This window comes from Kushneria sinocarnis (assembly GCF_003633775.1).
GTDB lineage: Bacteria > Pseudomonadota > Gammaproteobacteria > Pseudomonadales > Halomonadaceae > Kushneria > Kushneria sinocarnis.
In genome coordinates this window covers 491,332-515,089 of sequence record NZ_RBIN01000001.1, presented here as the reverse complement: position 1 = coordinate 515,089, position 23,758 = coordinate 491,332, and the positions used below count along the sequence as shown (strand labels likewise).

The following is a 23,758-nucleotide window of genomic DNA, read 5'->3' as shown; positions in this document are numbered from 1 at the left end:
CCGACCCGGCGGCAGCGCCCCGGCAACGTGCCGGACACGGTCACGAGAGATACTCCGAGTAGCTGTCGGCCAGGCGTTCGATGTTGTTTTCCATGTACTCGAGGTGTGTCTGCATGGCGGCCTGCGCGGCTTCCGCGTCATGCCGGGTGACGGCCCGGATGATGGCGTCGTGCTCCCGGATGATCTCCGGCACCCGGGTGCTGCTGAGAAACAGCGTCCTGACCCGGTTGATGTGCAGCTGCACCGGGTAGATGACCTGCCAGAGGGAGGGCTGGCCGGCGATCCCGGCAAGCTGCTGATGCAGCGTCTCATCCAGCCCCTCGATCCGGTACAGGCCGCTGCCCTGGTCGGCAATCAGCTGCTGCTGCTCCAGATTCTCCCACAGCGCCCGGGCCTCGCGCTCGCTGCAGCGCAGCGCGGCATCCCGCACCAACGCGCACTCGAGTACCGAACGGCTGTAGTGGGCGGCCCGTACCACATCCAGGTGAATGGGGGTCACGTAGGTACCGCGCTGGGCCAGGATGTCCACGAAACCATCGTAGCGCAGCCTCATGAGGGCCTCGCGAATCGGCGTGCGACTGATGCCGAACTCCTCCGACAGCGCCTTTTCGGAAATCCTCTCGCCGGGCTTCAGTGCCGTCGTGATGATCTTGTCGCGAATTTCGATATAGGCGCGATCACTGGAGGAGCGCCCCCGAGACCGGTTCATCATGCCGACAGCCCTCACAGGTTCTGGTTTCCGGCCACTTTAGCCTGCCCGGAGGCGTCACGAAACGGCCGCTGTCCGCACCGGGTGCCGCCGGCATGGCAGTCAGGCATCGCCCACTCGTCTCATCAGCGAGTCATCCAGCTCCGCCAGGCAGCTGCAGCCCAGCAGACCGAGATTGCGATCCAGCTCGCCCTGCAGCAGGCCGAGCGCATGATCGACGCCGGCCTCGCCCCCGGCGCCCAGTCCGTAGAGCGTGGTGCGTCCCAGCAGCACGGCATCGGCGCCCAGCAGCCGGGCCTTGAGAATGTCGCTGCCGCGCCTGAAGCCGCCGTCGAGCAGCAGGGTCAACCGATCCCCCACGGCCTTGCGCACCTCGGGCAGGATTTCCACCGGAGAGACCGAGCTGTCGAGCTGGCGGCCGCCGTGATTGGACAGCACGATGCCGTCGACGCCATACTCGACCGCCGTGCACGCCTCCTCGACCGAGAGAATCCCCTTGATCACCAGATGGCCGGACCACCGATCGCGCAGCCAGCGGATATCCTCCCAGCTCAGCGACGGCATGAGATGCCTGCCGATCTCGGCCGCGGCGCCCTTCACGGACGTGTCTTCGGGTGGCAGCAGATCACCGAGGTTCTTGAAGGTCGGGATGCCCTCCGGATAGAGCACGTCTTTGATCCAGCGCGGCCGGCTCAGGGCATGCAGCTTGTTGCGCCAGTCGAGCACGAAGGGGCGCGCGTAGTTGCGGGCATCCCACTCCCGGTTGCCGTAGATGGCGCTATCGGTGGTGACGACAATGGTGTCGTAGCCCGACTCGCGGCAGCGGTGGACCAGCTGCGCCACATAGTCCCGGTCACGATAGAAATAGATCTGCATCCACTGCCAACCGCCGGGAGTAGTGGCGATCTCCTCCAGCGGGACCGTGGAGACGTTGCTGAGGGTAAAGGGAATGCCGCGCCCGGCTGCCGCGCGGGCCAGCTTCGTATCACCGTTTTTGGTCACCATGCCATTGAACCCGGTCGGCCCGACCACGACCGGCATGCTGATCCGGCGGCCGAACAGCGTACAGCCCGGGTCGCGATGACTGACATCGGTCAGCGTTCTGGGGGTGAAGCGATAGCGATCGAACACGGCGCGATTGTTGGCGAGACTGACCTCGTCATCCGAGCCCCCGTGAATGTACTCGTAGACAAAGTTGGGCAGGCGCCGGCGGGCGATCTCGGCCAGCTCCGCAATGCTGCGCGCCTGGTCGAACCGCCGCCAGCGGGACAGGGATCTTTTCATGCCGACTCCGAAAAATCAGCCACCGTGCAGGATCTCAAGCGGCACCGTGACAATCTGGGGAAACAGGATCAGGGCGAACAGGATGGCGACATACATCACCAGCATCGGCCAGATACCGCGCGTGATATCGATGATGCTGATCCGGCTGATGCTGCAGCCGACATACAGCACGGTGCCCACGGGGGGCGTAATCAGACCGATCGACAGATTGATGATCATGACTACCCCGAAATAGATGGGGTCGATGCCCAGCTGCTGCACCACCGGAATCAGCACCGGGGCGAAGATCAGCACCGCCGGGGTCATGTCCATGACACAGCCGAACAGCAGCAGAATTACCATGATGATCAGCATCATCAGCGTGGGACTGTCGGTAATGCTGGTCAGACCGGCTGCGATCTGCGCCGGAATCTGGGCCACCGTGATGGCGTAGGCGGTCACGATCGCCGCCGAGGCGATCAGCATGACAATAGCCGTGGTCTTGGCCGTACCGGCCAGCACCTCGAACAGCTGGGTCAGTTTCAGCTCGCGGTGGCAGAGACTGATCACGAAGGCATAGACCGCCGCGACCACCCCGGCCTCGGTGGGCGTGAACACGCCGCCACGCAGGCCGACAATGATGATCAGGGGCAGCAGCAGCGCCCAGAAGGCGCGTCGGAAGGTCCGCCGGCGCTCCTGCCAGCTCGCCCTTTCCAGCTGTTGGGTATCCGCCCGGCGGGCCACGAACCACCAGGTCACGGTCATGCCGATGGCCATCAGGATGCCGGGCACGATACCGCCCATGAACAGCCCGGTAATCGAGACGCTGCCCACCACGCCATAGAGAATCAGCGGAATGCTGGGCGGAAAGACGGTGCCGACAATGCCCACCGAAGCGACCAGCCCCGTGGAACGCCGCTTCTCATACCCCTGGGCGACCATCATGGGAATCAGAATCGACCCCAATGCCGCCGTATCGGCCACGGCGGAGCCGGAAAGACCGGCGAAGATGACGCCGGCGATGATGGCGACATACCCCAGACCGCCCTTCACGTGCCCCACCAGCGAGGAGGCGAACTCGACGATGCGTTTCGAGATGCCCCCGGCGTTCATGATCTCCCCGGTGAGGATGAAGAACGGGATGGCCATCAGCGCAAAACTGTTGGCCCCGGTAATGAAATGCTCGGCCAGGGTCGTGACATTGAACATGTCCTGCGACCACATCATCACCACGGCCGAACAGAGCATCGCAAAGGCAATCGGCATGCCGATCAGCATCAGCGAAAACAGCACGGCCAGAAAGACCACGACCATCATGACTCACTCCTCCCCATCCCGGTGCCGGCTCCACTGCGGTCCATGACGACCGGTAATCACAAAGCTGATCGCCTGGAAGATCAGCACCAGCGACATGAGCACGGCCGAGATCATGCCGGCGTGGTAATAGTTGTTGATGGGCAGCTCGGTGGCCGGGCCGGTGATGCCGACATTCAGCTCGATCAGCAGCAGAAGCCCGCGTACCACCAGGCTCATGACACCGGTGATCAGGATGACCGAAATGACGAACAGCACCTTCTGCAGCCAGAGCGGCACCCGGCTGACCAGGATATCGACCCCCAGATGGCTGTGATCGGCCACCGCCAGAATCGAGCCCAGAAAGACCACCCAGACAAACAGGTAACGGGCCACTTCGCTGGACCAGGTCAGGCCGCTGTCAAAGGCATAGCGCAGCACGACATTGGTAAACACGAACCCGACCATCAGCACCAGGGCGATGGCAATGGCGAGCTTGATCAGCTTGTCCAGCAGACTGAAAAGACCGGCAAGAGACATGGCCACCTCCGTGGCAGTGAGCGATCTGCCATGCAGGAAACTGCCCTGCATGGCCATCGGCAGTGATCAGTCCCGAGTGTGATTGCGTACCATGTCGAGCCACTCGCCGGCCCAGTCATACTGCTGCTCGAAGTCGTCGTAGATGGGCTGCATGGCACTGACCATGCGGTCGTGAAACTGCTGATCGGGCTCTGTCACCTCGAGTCCTGCCGCCTTCAGCTTCTGCTTGATCTCTGCCGCCGAATCCCGCATCAGCTGCCACTCCATTTCCATCGCCTGATGCGATGCCTCCTGAATGACCTTTTGATCCTCTTCACTCAGATTGTCGTAAAAGCGCTTGTTCATCAGATAGACATTGGGGCTGAACATGTGTCGGCTTTCCAGCACGTTGCTCTGCACCTCATACCAGCCGGAACGGTAGAGCGTTGCCAGCGGATTGTCCTGACCATCCACCACGCCCTGCTCCAGTGCCGGATACACCTCGGACATCCCCATGGTCTGCACATTGGCACCCAGGGCCTGGCCGACACGCACGTACAGTTTCAGGTTGGGCATTCTGAGCTTGAAGCCCTTGAAGTCTTCCATGCTGCCGATCCTGCGATTGCTGGAGAACACCCGGAATCCATTGGCTGTCCACGCCAGTGGCTCAACCCCCAACTCGCGGAAGGCCGGATCAATCTTCTCTCCCACCGGGCCATTCAGCATGGATTGGGCCTGATCATAGTTCTCGAACAAGAAGGGCCATTCCGGAAAACCGATGCGGGGATCCGCTGTCTGCAGTCCCATGCCGGCGATCGCCATTTCGATGCTACCGGTGCGTACGCCGTTGGTATATTGCCGTTCATCGCCGAGCGAACTGTTGGGGTATATCTTCACCTTCATGTCGGAATGATTCTCGACATACGGCTTGAACTTTTCCCGAATGGCGACGTTCTGGGGATGCTCTTCGGCAAAGTAGCTGGCGACCTTGATGGTTGCCGAACTCTGAGCATAAGCCTGACCGGTTACCAGTACCGCACCCACGCAGAAGACGCCTGTCAGCAGGCGATACAAGCCTGCAGAGAGAAATGATTTCATTGCTCGCGCTCCCTTTTCATTGAGTCAGGCACCCGCTTTATTTCCCTGCAATGGCCGGCGCCCGGAACTAATATACTAGTATTCAAGAAAGCGGCGCATAGCCTGACTTTTGTCTAAATCGGGAAATCATTGCTGAACATCAACCGGTTTCGTGTTGGAAAAAGCCCATGAAAAACCGGAAACAGCCGGAGCACTTCATGCCGATACCGCAACGGTTCAGCACCGCTGTTCAAGGCGGCCCGGAGCGATCATTCCGCCACGACGCGGCCCGGTGGGCGCGCATCATACGCCGGGCGCGTGGCCTCATCGGCAGCAGCATGGGGACATGATGCCCGGGCCAGTCGCCGGGCGACCGCCGGGTGGGCAAGCGACACAGGGAGTGTACCGGCGCGTCATGCCGGATTGATCGGCTCGATCAGGGTGGCCCGATCATTGCCGACCCGGTTCACCTCGCGGCTGACGGGCCAGTGGCTCAGCAGCTCGGCCGGCAGGGGGCGGATCAGCTGGCGAACGCTCTCCCGGTCGGTCATGTGCGGATCGAGCCACTCCGTCAGGCAGCGCTCGTCCAGCGCCAGCGGCATCCGCGAATGCACCTCGGTCGCCACGCCGCGGGCATCATGGGTGATGATCGCCAGCCCCGGGGTGCCATCCGGCCGCGCGCTCCAGATACCGGCCAGCCAGACGGGGCTGCGATCCTGCCGACAGATGAAATGCGGCTGCTTGCCGTGTTCGGTGGCCAGCCACTCATACCAGCCATCCGCAGGAATCAGGCAGCGCTGACGGGCAAAGGCACCTGCATAGTATTTCGAGGTGGCGACCTTCTCGGCCTTCGCATTGATGGGGGTCGGAGCGCTGTCACCCGCCCAGTGGGGATGATAGCCCCACCAGAGCCTGTCCAGCGTTATCGCCGTGTTCTCGTCGTCATCGCTGGCCCGGCGTACGGCCAGCACTTCGGTGCCGGGTGCCACGTTGTAGCGCGGCTGTCCGGCATCATCATCTGCATCACGAACCCGCAGGGGCAGCTGGTCCAGCAGCTGCGCCTTTCGGGTAAACAGGGCGTAGCGTCCACACATGTGCCCAGTATAGGGCAAGTGGTGGCGAAGTCGCCTCCGGTCACGGGGCAGCGGCGCTCTCCCCTGCACCGCTATCCACCGGATTGGCCAGTGCCGCCGTCGGCAGCAGGGCAGCCAGCGTGATGGCGAACAGGGTATTGAGACGGTTGCGGGCGTTCATGGTCGTACTCCTTTCCGTGTTTCAGAACGTGCCGGAAGGCACTGCATCTTCCTGATGGCAGCAGTGTCGGCCCGGAGTGGAAGGAGCACGAATCGAACGCCGTGAAGGTCATTATCAAGCTGGTTGATGGTATGACACCGCCACCACCGGGTTACGTCAGTCTCAGCAGCTGACCGGTCCGCTCGCCGACCTCGCCGGCATGATGCTTGAGGGCCGCCACCAGCGCACGCCGATGGCCACGGGTCATCTCGTCGATCTCGATGGCACAGCTGAGCGCGCCCACCACATGCCACTGCGTGGTGCGTACCGGCACCGCCACGCCGGTATAGCCATCCAGCCCGATGCCACCGGCACTGTAGGCATGCCCGCGCTGCCCTGCCCGGGAGACCTGGCGGCGCACCCGCGACATCTCGAGCTGATACTCGCGCGTCAGCCGCGGCGCATTGTGGGCCAGAATGGTCTGGCGCTGCGCAGCGGGCATGCCGGCGAGCAGCGCAATGCTGGCCTGCCCGACCCCCATCAGGATGCGCCCGCCGACCGCCTGGGAGAAGCAGCGCACCGGCCGGTCGCCATCCTGCATCTCCAGACAGAGCGCAAAGTAGCCATCCGGGACCAGCAGAAAGAAGCTGTCCCCGAAGTGGGCGGCCAGCTGCAACAGCGCCGGGCGTGCCAGCTCCCGCAGCCCGCTGGCATTGCCCGCCCGGGCACCGAGCGACAGCAGTTCATAGCCCAGGAAGTAGGCGCCCCGCGGATAGGGCTGTCGCAGCAGCCCCTGGCGGCGCAGGCTCAGCAGCAGCCGGTAGAGCGTCGCGCGTGACAGCCCCGAGTGCTGGCGCAGCATCCCGACCGTCGCCCCGCGATCGCCCTGCGCCGCCACCAGGCGCAGCAGCTGCATGGCACGCGCCAGGGTCCGGGTACCCGCCACGTCCGGACGTTCCGCTTCGGGCGGCAGATGAGCAGGTTGCGGCATGGGGCCCCCGGCCGTGGATGCATGGCAGTGGTCTCACTATATGAGCAAAGCGGACCCCCGGGAAGCACGGCCGGCGGTTCCGGTTGTTCGTCTTTCCGCGGCGGTGATAGATGTCGAAGTCGTCACCGGCCAATAACAACAGGATGACCATGTACCCGCATATTCAGACGGTCGAATCCTCCCCCGCCCTGCCCGACGAGACCGATGTCGCCGTCATCGGCGGCGGCATCATCGGGGTCGCCACGGCCTGGGCACTGGCCCGCACCGGCGTCCGTGTCACCCTGCTGGAGAAGGGGGTAATCGCCGGCGAGCAGTCCTCCCGCAACTGGGGGTGGTGTCGCACCATGGGGCGCGACGAGCGCGAGATCCCGCTGGCGATGGCCAGCCTGGCCCGCTGGCCCGAACTGGCAGCAGCGCTGTCGGAAGATATCGGCTTCAAGCGCACCGGCATCCTGTATGCCTGTCGCAACGAGGCCGAGCTGACCCAGCAGCGTGAGTGGCTGGCGCGGGCCCGCCACTACGGGGTCAGCTCGCGCCTGCTGGATAGCGCAGAGCTGGCCCGATACATGCCCGGGGTCGATCCCGGTGCCTTCGTGGGCGCGCTCTATACCCCCGACGACGGCCGGGCCGAACCGGATGTCGTGGCCCCCGCCATGGCCCGGAGTGCCATGCGCCTGGGCGCGACCCTCCTGCAGCAGTGTGCGGTGCGCGGCCTCGAAACCCGGGCCGGCCGGGTGCATGCCGTGGTGACCGAGCGCGGCCGGGTGCGTACCCAGGCGGTGGTGCTGGCGGGAGGCGCCTGGTCGTCGCTGTTCTGCCGCCATCTGGGCATCCGGCTGCCCCAGCTGAAGGTGCTGGGTTCGGTGATGCGCACCGCCCCCATGCCGGGCGGCCCCGATGCGGCCCTGGGCACCAGCGGCTTCTCGTTTCGCAAGCGCGCGGATGGCGGCTACACCATTTCACACCGGGGCGGCTCGCTGGCACCGATCGTGCCCGACAGCTTCCGCTATCTGCGCGACTTCCTGCCCATGATGCGCACCAGCCGGGAGGAGTTCCGGCTGCGCCTCGATGCCCGGCTGTGGCAGGAGGCGTGGCATCACCGCCGCTGGTCGGATGATGGCGTCTCGCCCTTCGAGCGCGAGCGCGTACTCGACCCCGTGCCCTCCGCGCGGGTCCTGAAGGAAGCCACGCGCCAGATCGGAGAGGCGGTGCCCTTCTTCCGGGACCTCGAGATCACCCAGCGCTGGGGCGGGCTGATCGACGTCACCCCGGATGCCGTTCCGGTCATCGATGCCATCGACACCCTGCCGGGATTCCACCTGGCCACCGGCTTCTCCGGTCACGGCTTCGGGACCGCCCCCGGCGCAGGTCAGCTGATGGCGGATCTGGTCACGGGCAATACCCCCCTGGTGGACCCCACCCCCTATCGCTTCAGCCGCTTCGCCGAGGCGGACCCGACCCCCTGATCCGGCAGTGGCTGATACCGGCTCTTTTTACAACAACAAGGCGAGACAGGAGCATGAGATGACGTTTTCCCTGGACACCCTGATGAACGACGCCGCCCTGATGGCGATCCTGCTGCTGGCCGGCGTGGCACTGCGTGCCCGGCTGGTCTGGATGCAGAAGCTGTTCCTGCCGGCCAGCATCACGGCCGGCCTGCTGGGGCTACTGCTCGGCCCGAATGGTCTGGACTGGCTGGGCTTTTCGGGCCACATGGCCAGCTACCCGGGCATCCTGATTGCCTTCATCTTCGGCTCGCTGGGGCTGGCGGCACAGCGCGTGCCGCTGGGACGCATCGCGGGCCGGGTCGGCAGCATTTGGTCCTTCGGCAACATGGCCCTGATCGGCATGTACGGTGCCGGGGTGCTGTTTGCGCTGGTCTTCTTCTCGCCGTTCTGGTCGTCGATGCCGGAAGGCTTCGGCCTGCTGCTGGCCACCGGCTTTGTCGGCGGCCATGGCACGGCCGCCGCGATCGGGGAGGTGTTCGCGGCGCACGGCTGGCCGGAAGCCACCTCGCTGGCCATGACCTCGGCGACGGTCGGGGTCCTCTGCTCGATCATCGGCGGCATCGCCATCATCCGCCACAATTCGCGGCGCGGCCGGACCAGCTTCATCAGCGAGTTCGGCTCGCTGCCCTCCGAACTGCGCACCGGCCTGGTGCCCACCGACAAGCGGGAGAGCGAGAGCGTGGAAACGATCTCCTCGATGACGATCGAACCGCTGCTGTTTCACCTGCTGCTGGTCACCGCCGTTGCCGGCGCCAGCTTCTGGCTCAAGGGGACGATCGCGGCGCTGTTCGACTTCACCGCGCCGGCCTTCGCCCTCGCCTTCCTGGTGGGGCTGGGCCTCAATGCGCTGTTGAGCGTCTGCGGCGTTCGCCACTATGTCAGCGCCCCCGTCATCAACCGCATCGGCAGTGGCGCCACCGACGTGCTGGTGGCCTTCGGCATCGCCTCCATCAACCTCGCGGTGGTGGCCGCCTACTTCGTGCCGCTGCTGCTGCTGCTGTTCGGCGTTGCCTTCAGCTACTGCTTCTTCCGCTACGTCGCCCCCTGCCTGTTCAGGGAGTACTGGTTCGAAAAGGGGCTGTTCGGCTGGGGCTGGTTCACGGGCACCGTGGCGATGGGCATCGCCCTGCTCAGGATCGTCGATCCCCGGCTGAAGAGCCGCACCCTCGACGACTTTGCACTGGCCTACATCTTCGGCGCCCCGGTCGAGATCATGCTGGTGACCTTCTCCCCCATCCTGCTGATTGCGGGCCACTCCTGGCTCTATGTGGCGATCACGCTGGGCACCGTGGCCGTCATCGCCGCGATTGCCACCCGGGCCGGGTGGCTGCGGCTGCCGGCAGCGGATGCAGGCGAGGCCCCGGCAAGGCGCTGATCCCGCCCCGGGCCTGTTCGGCCGGCCACGCCTGCGGGCGTGGCCGGCGCATGCGTCAGGGCACCTGATACTTCCCCCTTCTTCCCGCCAGCCGCCTGCGCCGGTCGCTCCGGGTGCACGGTGCCGTCCCCGGCACCCCAAAGGTGCATGCACTTTTCATGGCATCGCCACCGGACACTTCCCTTTCGCCCCATCACACTGGTTTACGAGCACTTTTATTCCTGCTGGCACCGGAACTGCATGCAGTTTGTCAGACCGCCACCGTGCGAGAACCGGTGGATGAATCCAGCCCAGCGGGAACCGTACCGAGCATGTTTCAGTCAGCCAGCGAGCCGCGGGCGCCTGCCCGCACGTTGATTCGGGAAGGAACGACGGTGGACGCCATGGTCACGGCGCTCTCCGAGGAGATCGTCTCCGGTGACTGGCCCCCGGGCACCCGCCTGAGCGCCCGCTCGATCGCCGAGCGCTTCGGGGTCTCCCGCACCCCCGTCCGGGAAGCATTCGGCCATCTGTTCGCGATGGGGCTGGTGGAGCGCCGCCCCAATCGCGGCGTGGTCACTGCATGCATTTCCGAGTCGCAGCTGCTCAGCATGTTCGAGGCGATGGCCGAGCTCGAGGCCGCCTGCGCCGGCCTGTGCGCACAACGCATGACCCTCGAGGAGCGCCACGCCCTGGTCACGCTGCACGACGCCTCGCGCGGGCTCGCCGAGCAGCCCGACTCGGCGGCCTACACCGGATTCAACGACGAGTTCCACTCCCGCCTGTATGCCGGCTCACGCAGCGACTATCTGATCGAGCTGACCCGCACCACCCGCACCCGCCTGGCCCCCTTCCGCCACACCCAGTTTCGTGTCTCCCACCGGCCGGAACGCTCCTTCGCCGAACATGCCGCCATCGTCGAGGCCATCGTGGCCGGTGACGCCCGCGAAGCCGCCGAGGCCGCCCGGCGGCATGTGCTCTCGGTCGGCAGCGTCTCCCGGGAGTTCGTCGAGACCCATGCCCGGCACCGGCCCCACCAGGAGGACGCCACATGACCGATCTCACCATTGCCGGCCTCCAGCGGGCCTACCGGGACGGCTCGCTGACCCCGGATGCGCTGATCGACCGGCTGCTGTCGCGGATCGATGCCCACGGGGACCCGGCCATCTGGATCACCCGTCTGAGCCGGGAACGGATAGAACCCTGGCTGGCGCGGCTGCGCGCAAGCTCGCCGGAGACGCTGCCCCTCTACGGCATTCCCTTTGCGATCAAGGACAACATCGATCTGGCCGGTGTCCCCACCACGGCCGGCTGTCCGGCCTACGCCCATACGCCGGAGCAGAGTGCCTTCGCGGTCCAGCTGCTGATCGATGCCGGGGCCATTCCGCTCGGCAAGACCAATCTCGATCAGTTCGCCACCGGGCTGGTGGGCGAACGCAGCCCGGCGGTCCACGGCACCCCCGACAATGCCTTCGATCCTGCCTTCATCCCCGGCGGCTCCAGCAGCGGCTCGGCCGTGGCCGTGGCCTGCGGTCAGGTGAGCTTTGCGCTGGGCACCGATACCGCCGGGTCCGGCCGGGTGCCCGCCGGCTTCAACAACCTGTTCGGTCTCAAGCCTTCGCTGGGGCTGCTGAGCACCCGGGGGGTGGTCCCCGCCTGCGCCACGCTGGATACCATCAGCCTGTTTGCCCTGAGTGCGGATGACGCGCACACCGTGCTCGATACGACCGCCCGCTTCGACCCCTGCTGCGCCTGGTCACGCCGACACGACTTCCGTGCCGCCGGCCAGCGCTACGGTGCCCCGCCGGCGGCCTTCCGTTTCGGCGTGCCGCCCGAGTCCCAGTGGGCGACGGACCCCGCCCATACCCGTGCCATGCAGACGGCTATCCGGACCCTGGAAGCCCTGGGCGGCACGCGCACCGAGATCGATTGTACGCCGATGCTGGAAGCCGCCCGCCTGCTCTATGGCGGCCCCTGGGTGGCCGAGCGCTATCACGCCATTCGCGCCCTGATCGAGGAGCGCCCCGAGACCCTGCACCCGATCACGCGACAGGTCATCGCCGGGGGCAGCCAGCCCTCTGCGGTGGAAGCCTTCGATGCCCGCTATCGGCTGGCGGAACTGGGCCGGCAGGCCAATGAAGGCCTGGCCCAGGTCGATCTCATGCTGGCCCCGACCGTGACCACCCACCCGACGAAGGCCGAGGTGGCCGCCGCCCCAATCGAGCTGAACACGCAGCTGGGGCGCTGGACCAACTTCATGAACCTGCTGGACTACGCCGCCCTCGCCGTGCCGGTCAGCCTGCTCGAGGGCCGTCCCCAGGGGGTCACCCTGTTCGGCCCTGCCTTTGCCGATCTCAAGCTGCTGGGCTTCGGCCGCGCCATGGAGCAGCACCTGGCGCTGCCCCTGGGAGCAACCGGCCAGCCCCGCCGACAAGCGGCCCCCCTGCCTCCGGCCGCCGATGGCCTGACCGATCTGGTGGTCTGCGGCGCCCATCTCTCCGGCATGCCCCTCAACCATCAGCTGACCGAGCGCCGGGCCCGGCGTGTGGCGGTCACCCGCAGCAGCGCCGCCTACCGGCTGCTGGCGCTGCCCGGCGAACCGCCGCGCCCCGCCATGGTGCGTGACGAGCAGCACGGAGCGGCCATCGAGGTCGAGGTCTGGCGCCTGCCCACCGTGGCACTCGGCAGCCTGCTGGCGGAGATCGCCCCACCGCTCGGCCTCGGCCGGCTCGAGCTTGCCAGCGGCGAGTGGTGCTGCGGCTTCGTCACCGTGGCCGGCGCACTGGAAGCAATGCACGACGTGCATGACATCACCGAATGGGGCAGCTGGCGCCGCTGGCTGCACACCCGACCGGCGACGACCGCCTGATCCGCTGTCACGCCCGACACTACTGCCTGTATGGAGCCTTGCATGACCCGAACCGTTTCCCTGAATGCCCGCCCCTACCACTGGCCGTTTGACGGCGAAGTCGCGCTGGATCGCCTGGCGCTCATCGTGATCGACATGCAGACCGACTTCTGCGGCCCGGGAGGCTATGTCGATCGCATGGGCTACGACCTCTCGCTGACCCGGGCTCCGGTGGAGCCCCTGACCCGGGTGCTGACGGCAATGCGCCGGCACCCCGACGCCATGATCATTCACACCCGGGAAGGCCACCGCCCGGAGCTGGTCGACCTGCCGGCCAACAAGCGATGGCGCAGCGCGCAGACCGGCGCCACCATCGGCGAGCCCGGCCCCTGCGGACGGGTGCTGACCCGCGGCGAGCCGGGCTGGGAGATCATCCCGGAGCTGGCGCCGATGCCGGGCGAGATCGTCATCGACAAGCCCGGCAAGGGCTCATTCTACGCCACCGACCTGGAACACGTGCTGCACACCTGCCGGCGCACCCATCTGATCATTGCCGGCATCACCACCGATGTCTGCGTGCATACCACCATGCGCGAGGCCAACGATCGCGGCTTCGAGTGCCTGATGCTGACCGACTGCACCGCCGCCACCGAAACCCGCCACAAGGAAGCCGCCATCACCATGATCAACATGCAGGGCGGCATCTTCGGCGCCACCGCCCCCTCAGCGGCGCTGCTGAGTGCGCTGGACGCCGACTGACCCCCGGGCGCCCGGCGCCCCGCCGATCACCACCATGACAACGACAATGACACAGGAGCAGCTCATGACCGCATCATCCTCTCCGGATCGTCCGCAGCACTCCGGCAACGAGTTCGAACATGAACCGGTGCCCGACAGCCGTCGCCACTCCCTGCTGTCGGTGACCCTGGTGTGGATCGGCTTCCCGCTGGTCGTGACCGGGGCCTTTCTGGGCAGCCAGCTGACCCAGGCACTGGGCTTCACGACGGCCATGCTCGCCATCGTGCTCGGCAATCTGATCCTGTTCGGCTATGTCGGCATCCAGAGCGCGATTGCCGCGCGGAGCGGCCGCTCCTTCTCGCTGCTCTCGCGGGGTGTCTTCGGCCCATCGGCCGCCAGGCTGGTGTCGGGCTTTCTCTCCACGCTGGTCGTGGGCTGGTTCGCGGTTCAGACCGGCCTCGCCGGTCAGGGGCTGCAGGACATGCTGGGCTGGTCCGCGCCCCTCTCCAGTCTGGCCGCCGGGGTGCTGTTCACCGCCCTGACCATGATGGGCGTGCGGGCACTGAGCGTGGTGGGCGCCGTCTCGGTGCCCTTCTTCGTGCTCATGGGCATTGCCGCCGTTGCCATCACCCTCTCGCAGCATGAGTGGGGCGCCATCGTCGGCTATGCCGGCAGCAGCGGTGCCAGCGTCCTGAGCATCGGTGTCGCCATTACCATGGTCATTTCGCTGTTCATCGATTCGGGCACCCTGACCGCCGATTTCACGCGCTGGGCGCGCAATCCGACCCACGCCGTGCTCGCCACGGCCAGTGCCTTCCCCCTCGCCAACGGCGTTGCCATGACGCTGGGCGCCATCGTCACCGCGGCCGGGACCGCCAGCGATGGCAACTTTGCCGCCGTGGTTGCCGATCAGGCGGGCTGGCTGGTGCCGGTGGCGGCCGCCTTCTTCGTGGTCAACTGTGCCTCGGTCACCATGCACTGTCTCTACAACGCCGCCACCGGCTGGAGCGAGATCGCCGGCCAGCGCTTCCGGGTGATGACCGTGCTCTTCGGCGCCATCGGCACCGTGGCCGCCGCCGCCGGGGTCTGGGATCTGCTGATCCAGTGGCTGAGCCTGCTGGGCGTGGTGGTGCCCGGCATCGGTGGGGTCATGATCGCGCACTTCCTGCGCAACGGTCTGACGCTTGAGGCCAACCCGCCGGCGGCGCTGGGCGGCTGGGGGATCGCCATCGTGGCGGCCACCGGGGTCAATCTCTGGCTGCCCCAGCTCTCGGTGGCAGTGGTCGCGATGCTGGCCGGCGGCGCTGCCTACTGGCTGATTGCCGGCGCCCTGGCCACCCGCCCCGTCGGCGCCCGCCCGGGCGCGGAATGACCCCCACTCCCTGCAGGGAAAGGAGATGACCTCATGACCACACAGCTCTGGCAGCTGGACGCCACGGCCCGACTCGAACTGATCCGCAGTCGGCAGGTGTCGGCCCGGGAGATGACCCGGGCGGCCCTCGAGCGCATCGAACGGCTCGATGGCGGGCTGCACGCCTTCTGTACCCTGAGTGCCGATCAGGCTCTGGCGGAGGCCACCCGCGTCGACGAGCAGCTGGCGAAGGGCGAGGACCCCGGGCCGCTGGCCGGCATACCGGTCGCCATCAAGGACCTGGTGGCCACGCGGGGCGTGCGCACCACCGGCGGTTCCCCGGCCTATCGTGACTTCGTGCCCGAGGAGGATGACGTGGTGGTCGAACGGCTCAAGGCCGCCGGGGCCATCATGATCGGCAAGACCAATGTGCCCGAATTCGGCTACAGCGGCGTCGGCCACAACCCGATCTTCGAGACCACCCGCAACCCCTGGCAGCCCGAACTCACGCCGGGCGGCTCCAGCGCCGGCTCGGGGGTGAGCGTGGCGACCGGCATGACGCCGCTGGCGGTGGGCAGCGACGGCGGCGGCTCGGTGCGCATTCCCGCGGCGCACTGCGGCCTGTTCGGCATGAAGGCGTCCATGGGCCGGGTGCCGCTCTATCCGGGCTGCCGGGATGAGCGCTATCCCGGCCTGTCGAGCTGGGAGACGCTGGAACACATCGGCCCCATGACCCGCAGCGTGCGGGATGGTGCGCTGATGCTGTCGGTCATGGCCGGGCCCGACGCGCGGGATCGCCTCTCGATTCCCGATGACATCGACTGGCACGGCGCCATCGGTCAGGGATTCCGCGGCAAGCGGATCGCCTACAGCGAGGATTTCGGTTATGCCGCCGTCGACCCGCAGGTGCGCCGGCTGGTCCACCGGGCCGCGAGCGTGTTCGAACGGGCACTGGGCTGTCACGTCGAGAGCGTCACCCCCGACTGGGAGGACCCCTTCGAGACCTTCTGGGGGCTGGTGGCCGGCAACACCGATCTCGAGGGCATGCGGGCACTGGCAGCACGCCACGGTCACGAGATGTCCCCGCACCTGACCGCCTTTCTGGCACACCCCTGGCGGGCCGAGGACATCACCACGGCCAACCGGATGCGCCAGGCGCTCTACAACCGGATGCGCCGTCTGATGCAGGACTACGATCTGCTGATCACCCCCACCCTCACGGTGCCGCCGTTTGCGATTCACACCCAGGGCCCTGAAAGGGTGGAGGGGCGCATGGTCTCTCCCACCCAGTGGCTCTCCCTTGCCTTCCCCTTCAACATGACCGGCCAGCCGGCCGCTTCGGTGCCCGCCGGATGGACCGGGGATGGCCTGCCGGTCGGCCTGCAGCTGGTGGGCCGGCATCTGGATGACAGCTGCGTGCTGGCCGCGGCCGCCGCCTATGAGCAGGCCGCCCCCTGGGCCGCGCAATGGCCCGCACTCTGTGCCACACCACCAGATTCAACCCCGCAGGGAGTCTCATCATGAGCGGTCTGGGCGGACTCAATCGGTCGAGCAGCGGTGTCGTGATCGGCATGACCCAGCTGCAGCTGCCGAGCATCACAACCCCGGCAGAGCTGGCGCAGCAGACCCGCCGGGTCTGCGAACTGGTCGGCAAGGCCCGCCGGCAGAACCCCGCCATGGACCTGGTGGTCTTTCCGGAGTACTGCCTGCACGGGCTCTCCATGGATACCCGGGATGAGCTGATGTGTCGGGTGGATGGCCCGGAGGTCGAGCAGTTCCGGGCGGCCTGTCGCAAGCACGCCATCTGGGGCTGCTTCTCGATCATGGAGTACAACCCCGAGGGCAACCCCTTCAATACCGGCCTGATCATCGACGACCAGGGCGGCCTGCGGCTGCACTACAGGAAGCTGCACCCGTGGGTACCGGTCGAGCCCTGGGCGCCCGGCGACCTGGGCATCCCGGTCTGCGACGGCCCCAACGGCGCCAGACTCGCGCTGATCATCTGTCATGACGGCATGTTCCCGGAGATGGCCCGCGAATGCGCCTACAAGGGGGCACATGTTGCGCTGCGCACCGCCGGTTATACCGCGCCGATCCGGCACGCCTGGCGCATCACCAACCAGGCCAATGCCTTCTGCAACCTGATGGCGACCGCCAATGTCTGCCTCGCCGGCACGGACGGCACCTTCAATTCGATGGGGGAAGGCTCGATCGTCAACTTCGATGGCGTCCCGCTGGTGGAGGGCGGCAATCAGCCGGACGAGATCATTACCGCCGAGATCCGCCCGGACCTGATCGACGAGGCCCGCCATCACTGGGGGGTCGAGAACAACATCTACCAGCTGGGGCATCGCGGTTACGTGGCGGTGGCCGGCGGCGCCGGTGACTGCCCCTACACCTACATGCAGGATCTGGTCGCCGGGCGCTACCGGCTCCCCTGGGAGGACCGGGTCAGCGTCACGGATGGCACCCCGTGCGGCTTTGCGCCGCCACCCCCGGCCGGGGACAGGTCTGCCGGATAGTGCCCGGGCAGCGGCCCGCCGCTGCCCGCACCGCCCCCGGCAGCCTCAGGCTGCCGCGACCCGGCGGCGATGGCGCTTCCACAGCGGTGCCAGCAGGGTCAGCGTCACGATGCCGATGGCCGCCGCCAGCAGGGTGGCGCTGATCGGGCGGGTAAAGAACAGCATCGGGTCCCCCTGCGACATCGCCAGCGAGCGCCGAAACTCGCTTTCGGCGATCGGCCCCAGCACCACCCCGAGGATGATCGCCACCAGCGGGAAGTTGATCTTTTCCAGCAGATAACCGGCCACCCCGAAGCCCAGCATCAGCCAGACATCGAACATGGAGTTCTGCACCGAATAGGTGCCTACCACGCAGCAGATGATGATGATCGGCCCGAGCGCCGCATAGGGCACATTCAGCAGCCGCGAGAGGACCGCGATGAAGGGTTTGGCAAAGGCCAGGATCATCAGGTTGACGATCAGCAGCCCGACGAAGACGGCATAGATCAGCTCGCCGTTGGCACTCATGAATGTCGGCCCCGGCTGCAGGCCGTGCATGACGAAGGCCCCCAGGATGATCGCGGTGGTGCCGCTGCCGGGGATGCCCAGCGCGAAAAGGGGCACCAGCGCGCCCATGGCCGCCGCATTGTTGGCGGCCTCCGGCGCCGCTATGCCGTTGGCCTCCCCCTTGCCGAAGCACTCGGGATGCCGGGACCAGCGTACCGCCTCGCTGTAGCTGATCATGGCGGCGGTACTGGCGCCGATGCCCGGCAGGATGCCAACGCCCACCCCCAGCAGCGAGGAGCGCGCCAGGGTCGTGCGAATCTTCTTCAGCACGGCACCGTCGAAGATGCGGATGCGGAACTCCTTCATCGCCTTGTGCGATGAGTTCTCGCCGGCACGCTTCAGCACCTCCGAGATGGCGAACATGCCCACGATGATCGGGATCAGATTGATGCCGCTGGCCAGATTCAGGCTGCCGAACGTGAAGCGACTGGTGGCGGTCACGGGGTCAATGCCGATCGTGGCGATGAACAGCCCGATCATCGCCCCGATCAGCCCCAGCAGCAGATCGCTCCCCAGCGAGGCCACGACCGTCAGCCCCAGCACGGCCAGGGCGAAGAACTCCGGAGAGGAAAACTGCAGTGCCACCGACGCCAGCAGCGGCGTAAAGACGATCAGGGCGACGGTGCCCACGGTGCCGCCGATGGCAGAGCTCAGAATGCCGATGCCCAGCGCCTTGCCGGCCTCCCCCTTCTGGGTCATGGGATAGCCGTCAAACGAGGTCATCACTGCCTCGGGCGTGCCGGGCGCCCGGTAGAGAATCGAGGTGATCAGCCCGGAGAAGACCGTCGAGGCGTAGATGGCGGTCAGCAGCATGAACGCACTGGTGGAGTCCATGCCGTAGGTCACCGGCAGCAGAATGACGACCAGGATCACCCCGCTCAGCCCGGGCAGTGCCCCGCCGACAAATCCGATAAAGACCGCTGACAGAAGAATTACCAGGTTCATGGGCTGGAGCACCACAGCCAGCCCGTTCAATAGACTTTCCAGCATGGCATCGCCTCGTTGAACAGCATCCGGACCGATGGACCGTTTCAGGGAAGGGGGATATTGAGCAGCTCGTTGAAGACCACCGACACCAGCACGAGGCTGACGACAGTGGTCACCACGATCGACAGCACATTCCGGTTGCCGAGCAGCCAGGTGGCCACTGCCGCGAAGAGCACCGTGGCGGTCGCAAAGCCGACGAACTCCATGGCAACGGTCCAGGCGATGACCAGTGCCAGCAGCAGCCAGTGCCGGCTACGCGAGCGGGCGGGCGACTCGGCCTCGTCAGCCCCGGTATCATCCTTCGGTGCCGCTGCGCGCTCCTCTGCCTCGCCAGCGGTCTCCCCGGCGTTTCGGCCGGCGGCCAGCGTGCGCAGGCCGAGCAGGATCGACAACAGCATGGTGATCACCAGCACCGTCAGCGGCCACAGACGGGGCCCGATGAAGGTGGAGACCTCATCGGAGCCCGGCAGCCCCAGCGCCAGAACCGCCAGAAATGCGCTGACCGCGAACACGCAGCCACTGAAGATCAGGGTCGGAATTCTCATCGGCGATTCCCCTCAGGCACTCGAAGCCGTGTCATTCAGCGTTCGAGGCGTAGGTTCGGAGCCTGATCGAAATCATCCGTGACCAGGCTCCCGGGCAAGACCTATTGTTGCTTGAGCAGGGTTCTGTACTGTTTCAGGTCCTGCTGAAGCTTTTGCTGATAGGCATCACTGCCCATCCACCCGTCGCGGTAGTCGAGATGCACCCGTTCGGCGTACTGCTGGTACTGATCCGACTGATAGATCTCGTGCAGGGCGCTCTCCAGCCGGTTGACGAGTTCCGGTGACGTCTTGGCGCTGACAAAGACTCCGCGCTCATTGCCGTTGGTCAGATCCCAGCCCTGCCCGACGGTGGTGGGTACCTCGGAGAAACCCTCCAGCGGCTGCTCGGCAAAGAACAGGATCGGCTTCATCTTGCCCGACTCCGTGTAACCGGTAATGGAGCTGATCTCGTTGAACATGCCGTCGATGTTGCCGCTGAGCACATTGGCCGCCGTGCTGCCTTCCTGATCGTAGGGCACAAAACTCAGATCGAGCCCGGTGGCATCCTGAAAGGCGAGAAAGGCCATCTTGTCCGGGCTGGCGGCTGCCGTACCGCCGATAACGGTGTCGCCGGGCTGCTCCCGGGCATGCTCCATGAAGGCTTCCAGATCCTCGTACTTGTCCGGATTCACCACCAGCGCCATCACGTCGGACTGCATTCTGGCGACCGGCGTCAGCTGATCCAGCCCCGTCGGATTCTGTCCGGCGGCCAGCGAGGTGACCAGGGTGCTCGAGGCGAAATCCAGGGTCCGGCCATCCGCCTTCCCGCTGGCGGTACGCTGGTGGGCAATGGCGCCCGAGGCGGTGGGCAGGTTGATCACGTTGACCGTGGTGTCCAGCCGCTCTTCCAGCAGCGGCTGGATGGTGCGGGCAAAATTGTCGGTGCCACCGCCGGCGCCGGCCGCCACCAGAAAGGTGATATTGCCATCGGGAAAGTTATCCTCGGCCGCCATCGTGGCGCTGGCCGCGAGAGTGCCGGCCGCGAGTACCCCGGCCATGCCAAAGGCAAGAAATGTGTTTCGATCGGACATGTCATCAAGCTCCTTCCGGGAATGTTCATGGCACTTTCTCGGGACCCAGGCACCCCGATACTGATGCCCGATCACCCAAGGCGCAGGCCTCAGGCAGTAACACCGGTGCTGCAGGTGGTGAAGAAATGCCGATCCTGCTCTCGCCGCAGCCGCAGCAGCATGGTATCGGCAGCGATCTCGAGGGCATCGAAGGGGATCGGCTCGCCGGCGGCAATGGGGCGTGCGAGCACGGCATCCGGTAGCAGGTAGAAGGGAGCACGGCCCCCATCATCAATGGGCTGGGCCGGCAGCATTTCGGGACGCAGCCCATCGATGACGCGGTGGTGACCGCTCATCTCGAAACGATGGCCGGCGGGCAGATCGCGGGTGGCACGCGCGACCAGGTCAAGGTGCGGGGCGGTAGCATCGCCGCCGCCGGAAGGCATGCCGTGCAGCACCGCATCGAGCAGGGAGATCGGCGCCTCCCAGCCCAGCAGATGACGCGGCAGATAGACCATCGCGCTTTTGCCGTTGCGGCCCATGACATGCCCCTTGTCACGCAGCAGCGACCAGCCCTTCGACTCGTCGCAGCGGATGACCACGAACACCCCGCCGGCAAAGCTGACCTCGTCATCGAAGCGCAGGCAGCTGAAGACTTCCAGCCTGCCGCTCTCCTGCAGGATGCCGCCCTCTTCGCGCGTATCCAGCACGCTGGGCACCTCGGGAATGCGCAGCACCGGCGCGTGCAGTTCGGGACGATCCGGCATCAGCCCGGTGGCATTGGCCACGTTGGTCATTTCGCACAGATCCGGTACCGACACCGAAACGATGCTCCGGGTGGCCTCGGCCCGGCCCGCCAGCGTTGTCGAGACCTCGTGCGCATCCAGTGGCCAGCAGTCGGCAATGCCGGTCGCCTCATGGGTCCGGTGGTTGCTCGTCACGGTTTCGCTGTCGTGGTGGCGGATGAAATCGTACTCACTGCTCTTGCCGGCCGCGATGATCTCGAACCCCAGGGTGCGCGCCCAGCTGATCAGGCCGATCAGCAGGCTCGGCTGATCGCCGTCCAGGGGGGTAAAGACCAGCCCGCGCTCGCGGGCCTGCCAGGTCAGCCAGGGGCCGATGACCGACTCGGTCTCCTTGGTGGCGATGCCGACATGCTTGCCGGCCTGAATCGCCTCGTGTGCCAGCCGGGCGCCAACTTCTGGTATACCAGTGGCCTCGACCAGGATATCGAAGGGCAGCGCCAGGGCCACCCGATGCTCGCCGGTCGCGATGAAGTATCCCTCGTGCCAAGCCTGCAGGGCACTCTCGCGATCGTGGCACTCGCGGATAAGGGACTCGGCCACCCCGGCCCGGCGCAGCGCCTGATGGGCACGTCCGGCATCGACATCGACCACGACCCGCACGGATAACGCTTTCATTTCAAGCGACTGGCCGATCACCCCGGTGCCGAAGTCGCCGGCGCCGGCAACGCAGGCCTCGACGACGGTATCGGTGGCGAAGTAGCTCTGATAATTCATGCGCTATAATCCCATTCCCTGTATCCGGTGAAATCGCCGTGATGACCCGCAAGCTGACGCTAGCATCCGGCGACTTTTCAAATGGTATACCATCAATGCCCCGGGCCCGATCATTACTACTTTGGTCTCCATGGCGCCATGATCATTTCAAGTTATTGATATTAATGGATTATTTTAACCATGGCCGATCCTGGACCTTTGTTGATAAGCTGGATGGTATTCCAGAACACGCGGAGCAGCAGGGATGACAACACTCGAGGAGATCGCTTCCGCTTCGAGGGAGGGGCTGGTGACCAGGGTGACCAGCTATCTGCGCGAACACATCGTGATGGATCGGTTTCAGCCGGGACAGCGCCTGACCGAGCGGGGGCTGGCGGCGGAGCTGAAGGTCTCGCGGACGCCGCTGCGCGAAGCGCTGAAGACGCTGGCCGCCGAGGGACTGGTAGAGATACTGCCCAACCGGGGCGCGGTGGTGGCCGATGTCAGCCCGGCGGACATGCAGGAAAAGGCGTATGTATTGAGCGTGCTGGAGCAGGCCGCGGCGCCCCTGGCCTGCAACCGGGCCACCGAACAGGACATCGCCGAGCTACAGGCGCTGCACTATGAGATGAAGGCCGCCTTCCTGCGGCAGGACCGGCAGAACTACTTCCGCCTCAACCAATCGATCCACAACCGGATCGTGGCGCTCTCGGGCAACAATTCACTGGTCGACATGCACGGCTACATCAGCCGGCAGCTCTACCGGGTGCGCTATCTGTCCAATCAGAGTACCGAAAAATGGCACAACGCCATGGTCGAGCATGACGCCATCATGGCGGCACTGGAGGCCCGCGACAGCGAGCGGCTGGGCAAGGAGCTGCGCAACCACCTGGGCAAGACCTGGTTCAAGTATGCCGGCGCCGCCGATGCGTCCGCACCCGATGCCACGGATCAGTCGGAGGCATGACCCGGCTGATCCGGGGCTTCATCATCCGACTATAGCGAGCCCGAGCGCCTCCGCCTGACTGCAGGCCCGGGGGCGACCTACACCGGCCGCCCGGGCATGCAACAGCGTGTCATGTTCCCCTCTCGTGGCGATCGCTCCCAAGTGGTCATCTTCGATAGGTGATGCCACCTTGATGTCCATTTTTTATACCTGTCCATTATTAATGATCGTCTGTAAATAATGGACAGAGAAGGCCACCATGGACGCACAGACCGTTGCACGGACAGCGCTTGAAGCCTTTGCACGGGAAATCGGCCTCCCGGGCAAGTTACGGACCTGGGAGACTGATCAGCATGACGGCAGCACGATACCGGCGAGACAGGCGCCATGGCCTCACCGCTTCTCACCTATGCCGAGCTAATCGCCGTGGATCGCCTCACCCAGATCGTGCAACACGCAGAATTCCAGAATGCGCGTCATGTCCAGCGGCGCCAGCTCGCGCTCGAACGTCATCGCCATCAGACATAGCCGCCACGTATGCGCCGCCGTATCCTCCTGCCGCCCGGTGGTGGTTACGCCGTGCGCAGCACGCTCTTGAGCCGCTCGGCCTCCTTTAAAAACGCCAGCCCGTTGCCGAGTCGTTCGATGTTCATTGGGCTCCCGGTATGGCGTTGGTTGAATGCACAGTCAGAGTATTATAAGCATTTGATTTTTATGCGATTAAAAAATAACTGCAGAATTGCCTAAAGTTATTCAATCTTAAAGCCGTTGCAACCTGAA

Annotated in this window: 21 protein-coding genes; 9 read left to right on the top strand and 12 right to left on the bottom strand. The window is 65.8% G+C overall.

Going from position 1 to position 23,758, the window contains the following annotated elements:
- Nucleotides 1-40 precede the first annotated feature (40 nt).
- The 7 genes from C7446_RS02325 to C7446_RS02295 all read right to left on the bottom strand — a co-directional run bounded on the left by C7446_RS02325 (nucleotide 41) and on the right by C7446_RS02295 (nucleotide 7,085).
- Nucleotides 41-712, bottom strand: a complete 672-nt coding sequence (locus tag C7446_RS02325; RefSeq protein ID WP_121170880.1) for a GntR family transcriptional regulator — start codon at nucleotides 710-712, stop codon at nucleotides 41-43.
- Between the two features lie 99 nt (nucleotides 713-811).
- Nucleotides 812-1,993 (bottom strand): alpha-hydroxy acid oxidase, encoded by a 1,182-nt coding sequence (locus C7446_RS02320; RefSeq protein ID WP_121170878.1) that lies wholly within the window; start codon nucleotides 1,991-1,993, stop codon nucleotides 812-814.
- Nucleotides 1,994-2,008: 15 nt separating this feature from the next.
- Nucleotides 2,009-3,289, bottom strand: coding sequence for a TRAP transporter large permease (locus C7446_RS02315; RefSeq protein ID WP_121170876.1), 1,281 nt, complete (start codon nucleotides 3,287-3,289; stop codon nucleotides 2,009-2,011).
- Between the two features lie 3 nt (nucleotides 3,290-3,292).
- Complete coding sequence (locus tag C7446_RS02310) at nucleotides 3,293-3,805, bottom strand: TRAP transporter small permease (protein ID WP_170149974.1); 513 nt, start codon at nucleotides 3,803-3,805, stop codon at nucleotides 3,293-3,295.
- Nucleotides 3,806-3,871: 66 nt separating this feature from the next.
- Complete coding sequence (locus C7446_RS02305) at nucleotides 3,872-4,882, bottom strand: TRAP transporter substrate-binding protein (protein WP_121170872.1); 1,011 nt, start codon at nucleotides 4,880-4,882, stop codon at nucleotides 3,872-3,874.
- A 392-nt stretch (nucleotides 4,883-5,274) separates the two neighbouring features.
- Nucleotides 5,275-5,973, bottom strand: coding sequence for an SOS response-associated peptidase (locus tag C7446_RS02300; RefSeq protein WP_245977606.1), 699 nt, complete (start codon nucleotides 5,971-5,973; stop codon nucleotides 5,275-5,277).
- A gap of 293 nt (nucleotides 5,974-6,266) precedes the next feature.
- A complete protein-coding gene (locus tag C7446_RS02295) occupies nucleotides 6,267-7,085 on the bottom strand; it encodes an IclR family transcriptional regulator (RefSeq protein ID WP_121170868.1) in 819 nt (272 codons plus the stop codon).
- Between the two features lie 149 nt (nucleotides 7,086-7,234).
- Here C7446_RS02295 and C7446_RS02290 point away from each other — a divergent pair, with 149 nt between their 5' ends.
- The 8 genes from C7446_RS02290 to C7446_RS02255 all read left to right on the top strand — a co-directional run bounded on the left by C7446_RS02290 (nucleotide 7,235) and on the right by C7446_RS02255 (nucleotide 17,406).
- Nucleotides 7,235-8,551, top strand: coding sequence for an NAD(P)/FAD-dependent oxidoreductase (locus C7446_RS02290; RefSeq protein WP_211327824.1), 1,317 nt, complete (start codon nucleotides 7,235-7,237; stop codon nucleotides 8,549-8,551).
- 58 nt (nucleotides 8,552-8,609) lie between these two features.
- On the top strand, nucleotides 8,610-9,968 hold the full coding sequence (locus tag C7446_RS02285) for a sodium/glutamate symporter (RefSeq protein ID WP_121170864.1): 1,359 nt from the start codon (nucleotides 8,610-8,612) through the stop codon (nucleotides 9,966-9,968).
- A 311-nt stretch (nucleotides 9,969-10,279) separates the two neighbouring features.
- Nucleotides 10,280-11,002 carry a GntR family transcriptional regulator gene (locus tag C7446_RS02280; RefSeq protein ID WP_121170862.1) on the top strand — a complete coding sequence of 241 codons (723 nt, stop codon included), beginning with the start codon at nucleotides 10,280-10,282 and terminating at the stop codon, nucleotides 11,000-11,002.
- Entirely contained in the window at nucleotides 10,999-12,816 is a 1,818-nt protein-coding gene (atzF, locus tag C7446_RS02275; RefSeq protein ID WP_121170860.1) for an allophanate hydrolase, read from the top strand. Before C7446_RS02280 ends, atzF begins: the two co-directional genes overlap by 4 nt.
- 42 nt (nucleotides 12,817-12,858) lie before the next feature.
- A complete protein-coding gene (gene biuH, locus C7446_RS02270) occupies nucleotides 12,859-13,554 on the top strand; it encodes a biuret amidohydrolase (protein ID WP_121170858.1) in 696 nt (231 codons plus the stop codon).
- A 64-nt stretch (nucleotides 13,555-13,618) separates the two neighbouring features.
- A complete protein-coding gene (locus tag C7446_RS02265; protein ID WP_121170856.1) occupies nucleotides 13,619-14,905 on the top strand; it encodes a purine-cytosine permease family protein in 1,287 nt (428 codons plus the stop codon).
- Between the two features lie 33 nt (nucleotides 14,906-14,938).
- Nucleotides 14,939-16,408, top strand: coding sequence for an amidase (locus tag C7446_RS02260; protein ID WP_121170854.1), 1,470 nt, complete (start codon nucleotides 14,939-14,941; stop codon nucleotides 16,406-16,408).
- On the top strand, nucleotides 16,405-17,406 hold the full coding sequence (locus C7446_RS02255) for a formamidase (protein WP_121170852.1): 1,002 nt from the start codon (nucleotides 16,405-16,407) through the stop codon (nucleotides 17,404-17,406). Before C7446_RS02260 ends, C7446_RS02255 begins: the two co-directional genes overlap by 4 nt.
- Before the next feature lie 45 nt (nucleotides 17,407-17,451).
- Here C7446_RS02255 and C7446_RS02250 read toward each other — a convergent pair whose 3' ends face one another.
- The 4 genes from C7446_RS02250 to C7446_RS02235 all read right to left on the bottom strand — a co-directional run bounded on the left by C7446_RS02250 (nucleotide 17,452) and on the right by C7446_RS02235 (nucleotide 22,053).
- Nucleotides 17,452-18,942, bottom strand: a complete 1,491-nt coding sequence (locus tag C7446_RS02250; protein WP_121170850.1) for a tripartite tricarboxylate transporter permease — start codon at nucleotides 18,940-18,942, stop codon at nucleotides 17,452-17,454.
- Nucleotides 18,943-18,983: 41 nt separating this feature from the next.
- Complete coding sequence (locus tag C7446_RS02245) at nucleotides 18,984-19,484, bottom strand: tripartite tricarboxylate transporter TctB family protein (protein ID WP_121170848.1); 501 nt, start codon at nucleotides 19,482-19,484, stop codon at nucleotides 18,984-18,986.
- A 101-nt stretch (nucleotides 19,485-19,585) separates the two neighbouring features.
- Complete coding sequence (locus C7446_RS02240; RefSeq protein ID WP_245977605.1) at nucleotides 19,586-20,554, bottom strand: Bug family tripartite tricarboxylate transporter substrate binding protein; 969 nt, start codon at nucleotides 20,552-20,554, stop codon at nucleotides 19,586-19,588.
- 89 nt (nucleotides 20,555-20,643) lie between these two features.
- The gene (locus C7446_RS02235) at nucleotides 20,644-22,053 is read right to left on the bottom strand and encodes an NAD(P)H-dependent oxidoreductase (protein WP_121170846.1); all 1,410 of its coding nucleotides are present in this window, start codon (nucleotides 22,051-22,053) and stop codon (nucleotides 20,644-20,646) included.
- Between the two features lie 244 nt (nucleotides 22,054-22,297).
- Between C7446_RS02235 and C7446_RS02230 the strand changes: the two genes are divergently transcribed.
- A complete protein-coding gene (locus tag C7446_RS02230; protein ID WP_121170844.1) occupies nucleotides 22,298-22,999 on the top strand; it encodes a GntR family transcriptional regulator in 702 nt (233 codons plus the stop codon).
- A 396-nt stretch (nucleotides 23,000-23,395) separates the two neighbouring features.
- Here the strand turns inward: C7446_RS02230 and C7446_RS02225 are convergent, their stop codons facing one another.
- Nucleotides 23,396-23,659 carry an HD domain-containing protein gene (locus tag C7446_RS02225; protein ID WP_245977622.1) on the bottom strand — a complete coding sequence of 88 codons (264 nt, stop codon included), beginning with the start codon at nucleotides 23,657-23,659 and terminating at the stop codon, nucleotides 23,396-23,398.
- Nucleotides 23,660-23,758 lie beyond the last annotated feature (99 nt).

Coding starts and splice junctions, on each gene's coding strand:
- C7446_RS02325 (WP_121170880.1), bottom strand. CDS start 712: ATGATGAACCGGTCTCGGGGGCGCTCCTCCAGTGATCGCGCCTATATC.
- C7446_RS02320 (WP_121170878.1), bottom strand. CDS start 1,993: ATGAAAAGATCCCTGTCCCGCTGGCGGCGGTTCGACCAGGCGCGCAGC.
- C7446_RS02315 (WP_121170876.1), bottom strand. CDS start 3,289: ATGATGGTCGTGGTCTTTCTGGCCGTGCTGTTTTCGCTGATGCTGATC.
- C7446_RS02310 (WP_170149974.1), bottom strand. CDS start 3,805: ATGTCTCTTGCCGGTCTTTTCAGTCTGCTGGACAAGCTGATCAAGCTC.
- C7446_RS02305 (WP_121170872.1), bottom strand. CDS start 4,882: ATGAAATCATTTCTCTCTGCAGGCTTGTATCGCCTGCTGACAGGCGTC.
- C7446_RS02295 (WP_121170868.1), bottom strand. CDS start 7,085: ATGCCGCAACCTGCTCATCTGCCGCCCGAAGCGGAACGTCCGGACGTG.
- C7446_RS02290 (WP_211327824.1), top strand. CDS start 7,235: ATGTACCCGCATATTCAGACGGTCGAATCCTCCCCCGCCCTGCCCGAC.
- C7446_RS02285 (WP_121170864.1), top strand. CDS start 8,610: ATGACGTTTTCCCTGGACACCCTGATGAACGACGCCGCCCTGATGGCG.
- C7446_RS02280 (WP_121170862.1), top strand. CDS start 10,280: ATGTTTCAGTCAGCCAGCGAGCCGCGGGCGCCTGCCCGCACGTTGATT.
- atzF (WP_121170860.1), top strand. CDS start 10,999: ATGACCGATCTCACCATTGCCGGCCTCCAGCGGGCCTACCGGGACGGC.
- biuH (WP_121170858.1), top strand. CDS start 12,859: ATGACCCGAACCGTTTCCCTGAATGCCCGCCCCTACCACTGGCCGTTT.
- C7446_RS02265 (WP_121170856.1), top strand. CDS start 13,619: ATGACCGCATCATCCTCTCCGGATCGTCCGCAGCACTCCGGCAACGAG.
- C7446_RS02260 (WP_121170854.1), top strand. CDS start 14,939: ATGACCACACAGCTCTGGCAGCTGGACGCCACGGCCCGACTCGAACTG.
- C7446_RS02255 (WP_121170852.1), top strand. CDS start 16,405: ATGAGCGGTCTGGGCGGACTCAATCGGTCGAGCAGCGGTGTCGTGATC.
- C7446_RS02250 (WP_121170850.1), bottom strand. CDS start 18,942: ATGCTGGAAAGTCTATTGAACGGGCTGGCTGTGGTGCTCCAGCCCATG.
- C7446_RS02245 (WP_121170848.1), bottom strand. CDS start 19,484: ATGAGAATTCCGACCCTGATCTTCAGTGGCTGCGTGTTCGCGGTCAGC.
- C7446_RS02240 (WP_245977605.1), bottom strand. CDS start 20,554: ATGTCCGATCGAAACACATTTCTTGCCTTTGGCATGGCCGGGGTACTC.
- C7446_RS02235 (WP_121170846.1), bottom strand. CDS start 22,053: ATGAATTATCAGAGCTACTTCGCCACCGATACCGTCGTCGAGGCCTGC.
- C7446_RS02230 (WP_121170844.1), top strand. CDS start 22,298: ATGACAACACTCGAGGAGATCGCTTCCGCTTCGAGGGAGGGGCTGGTG.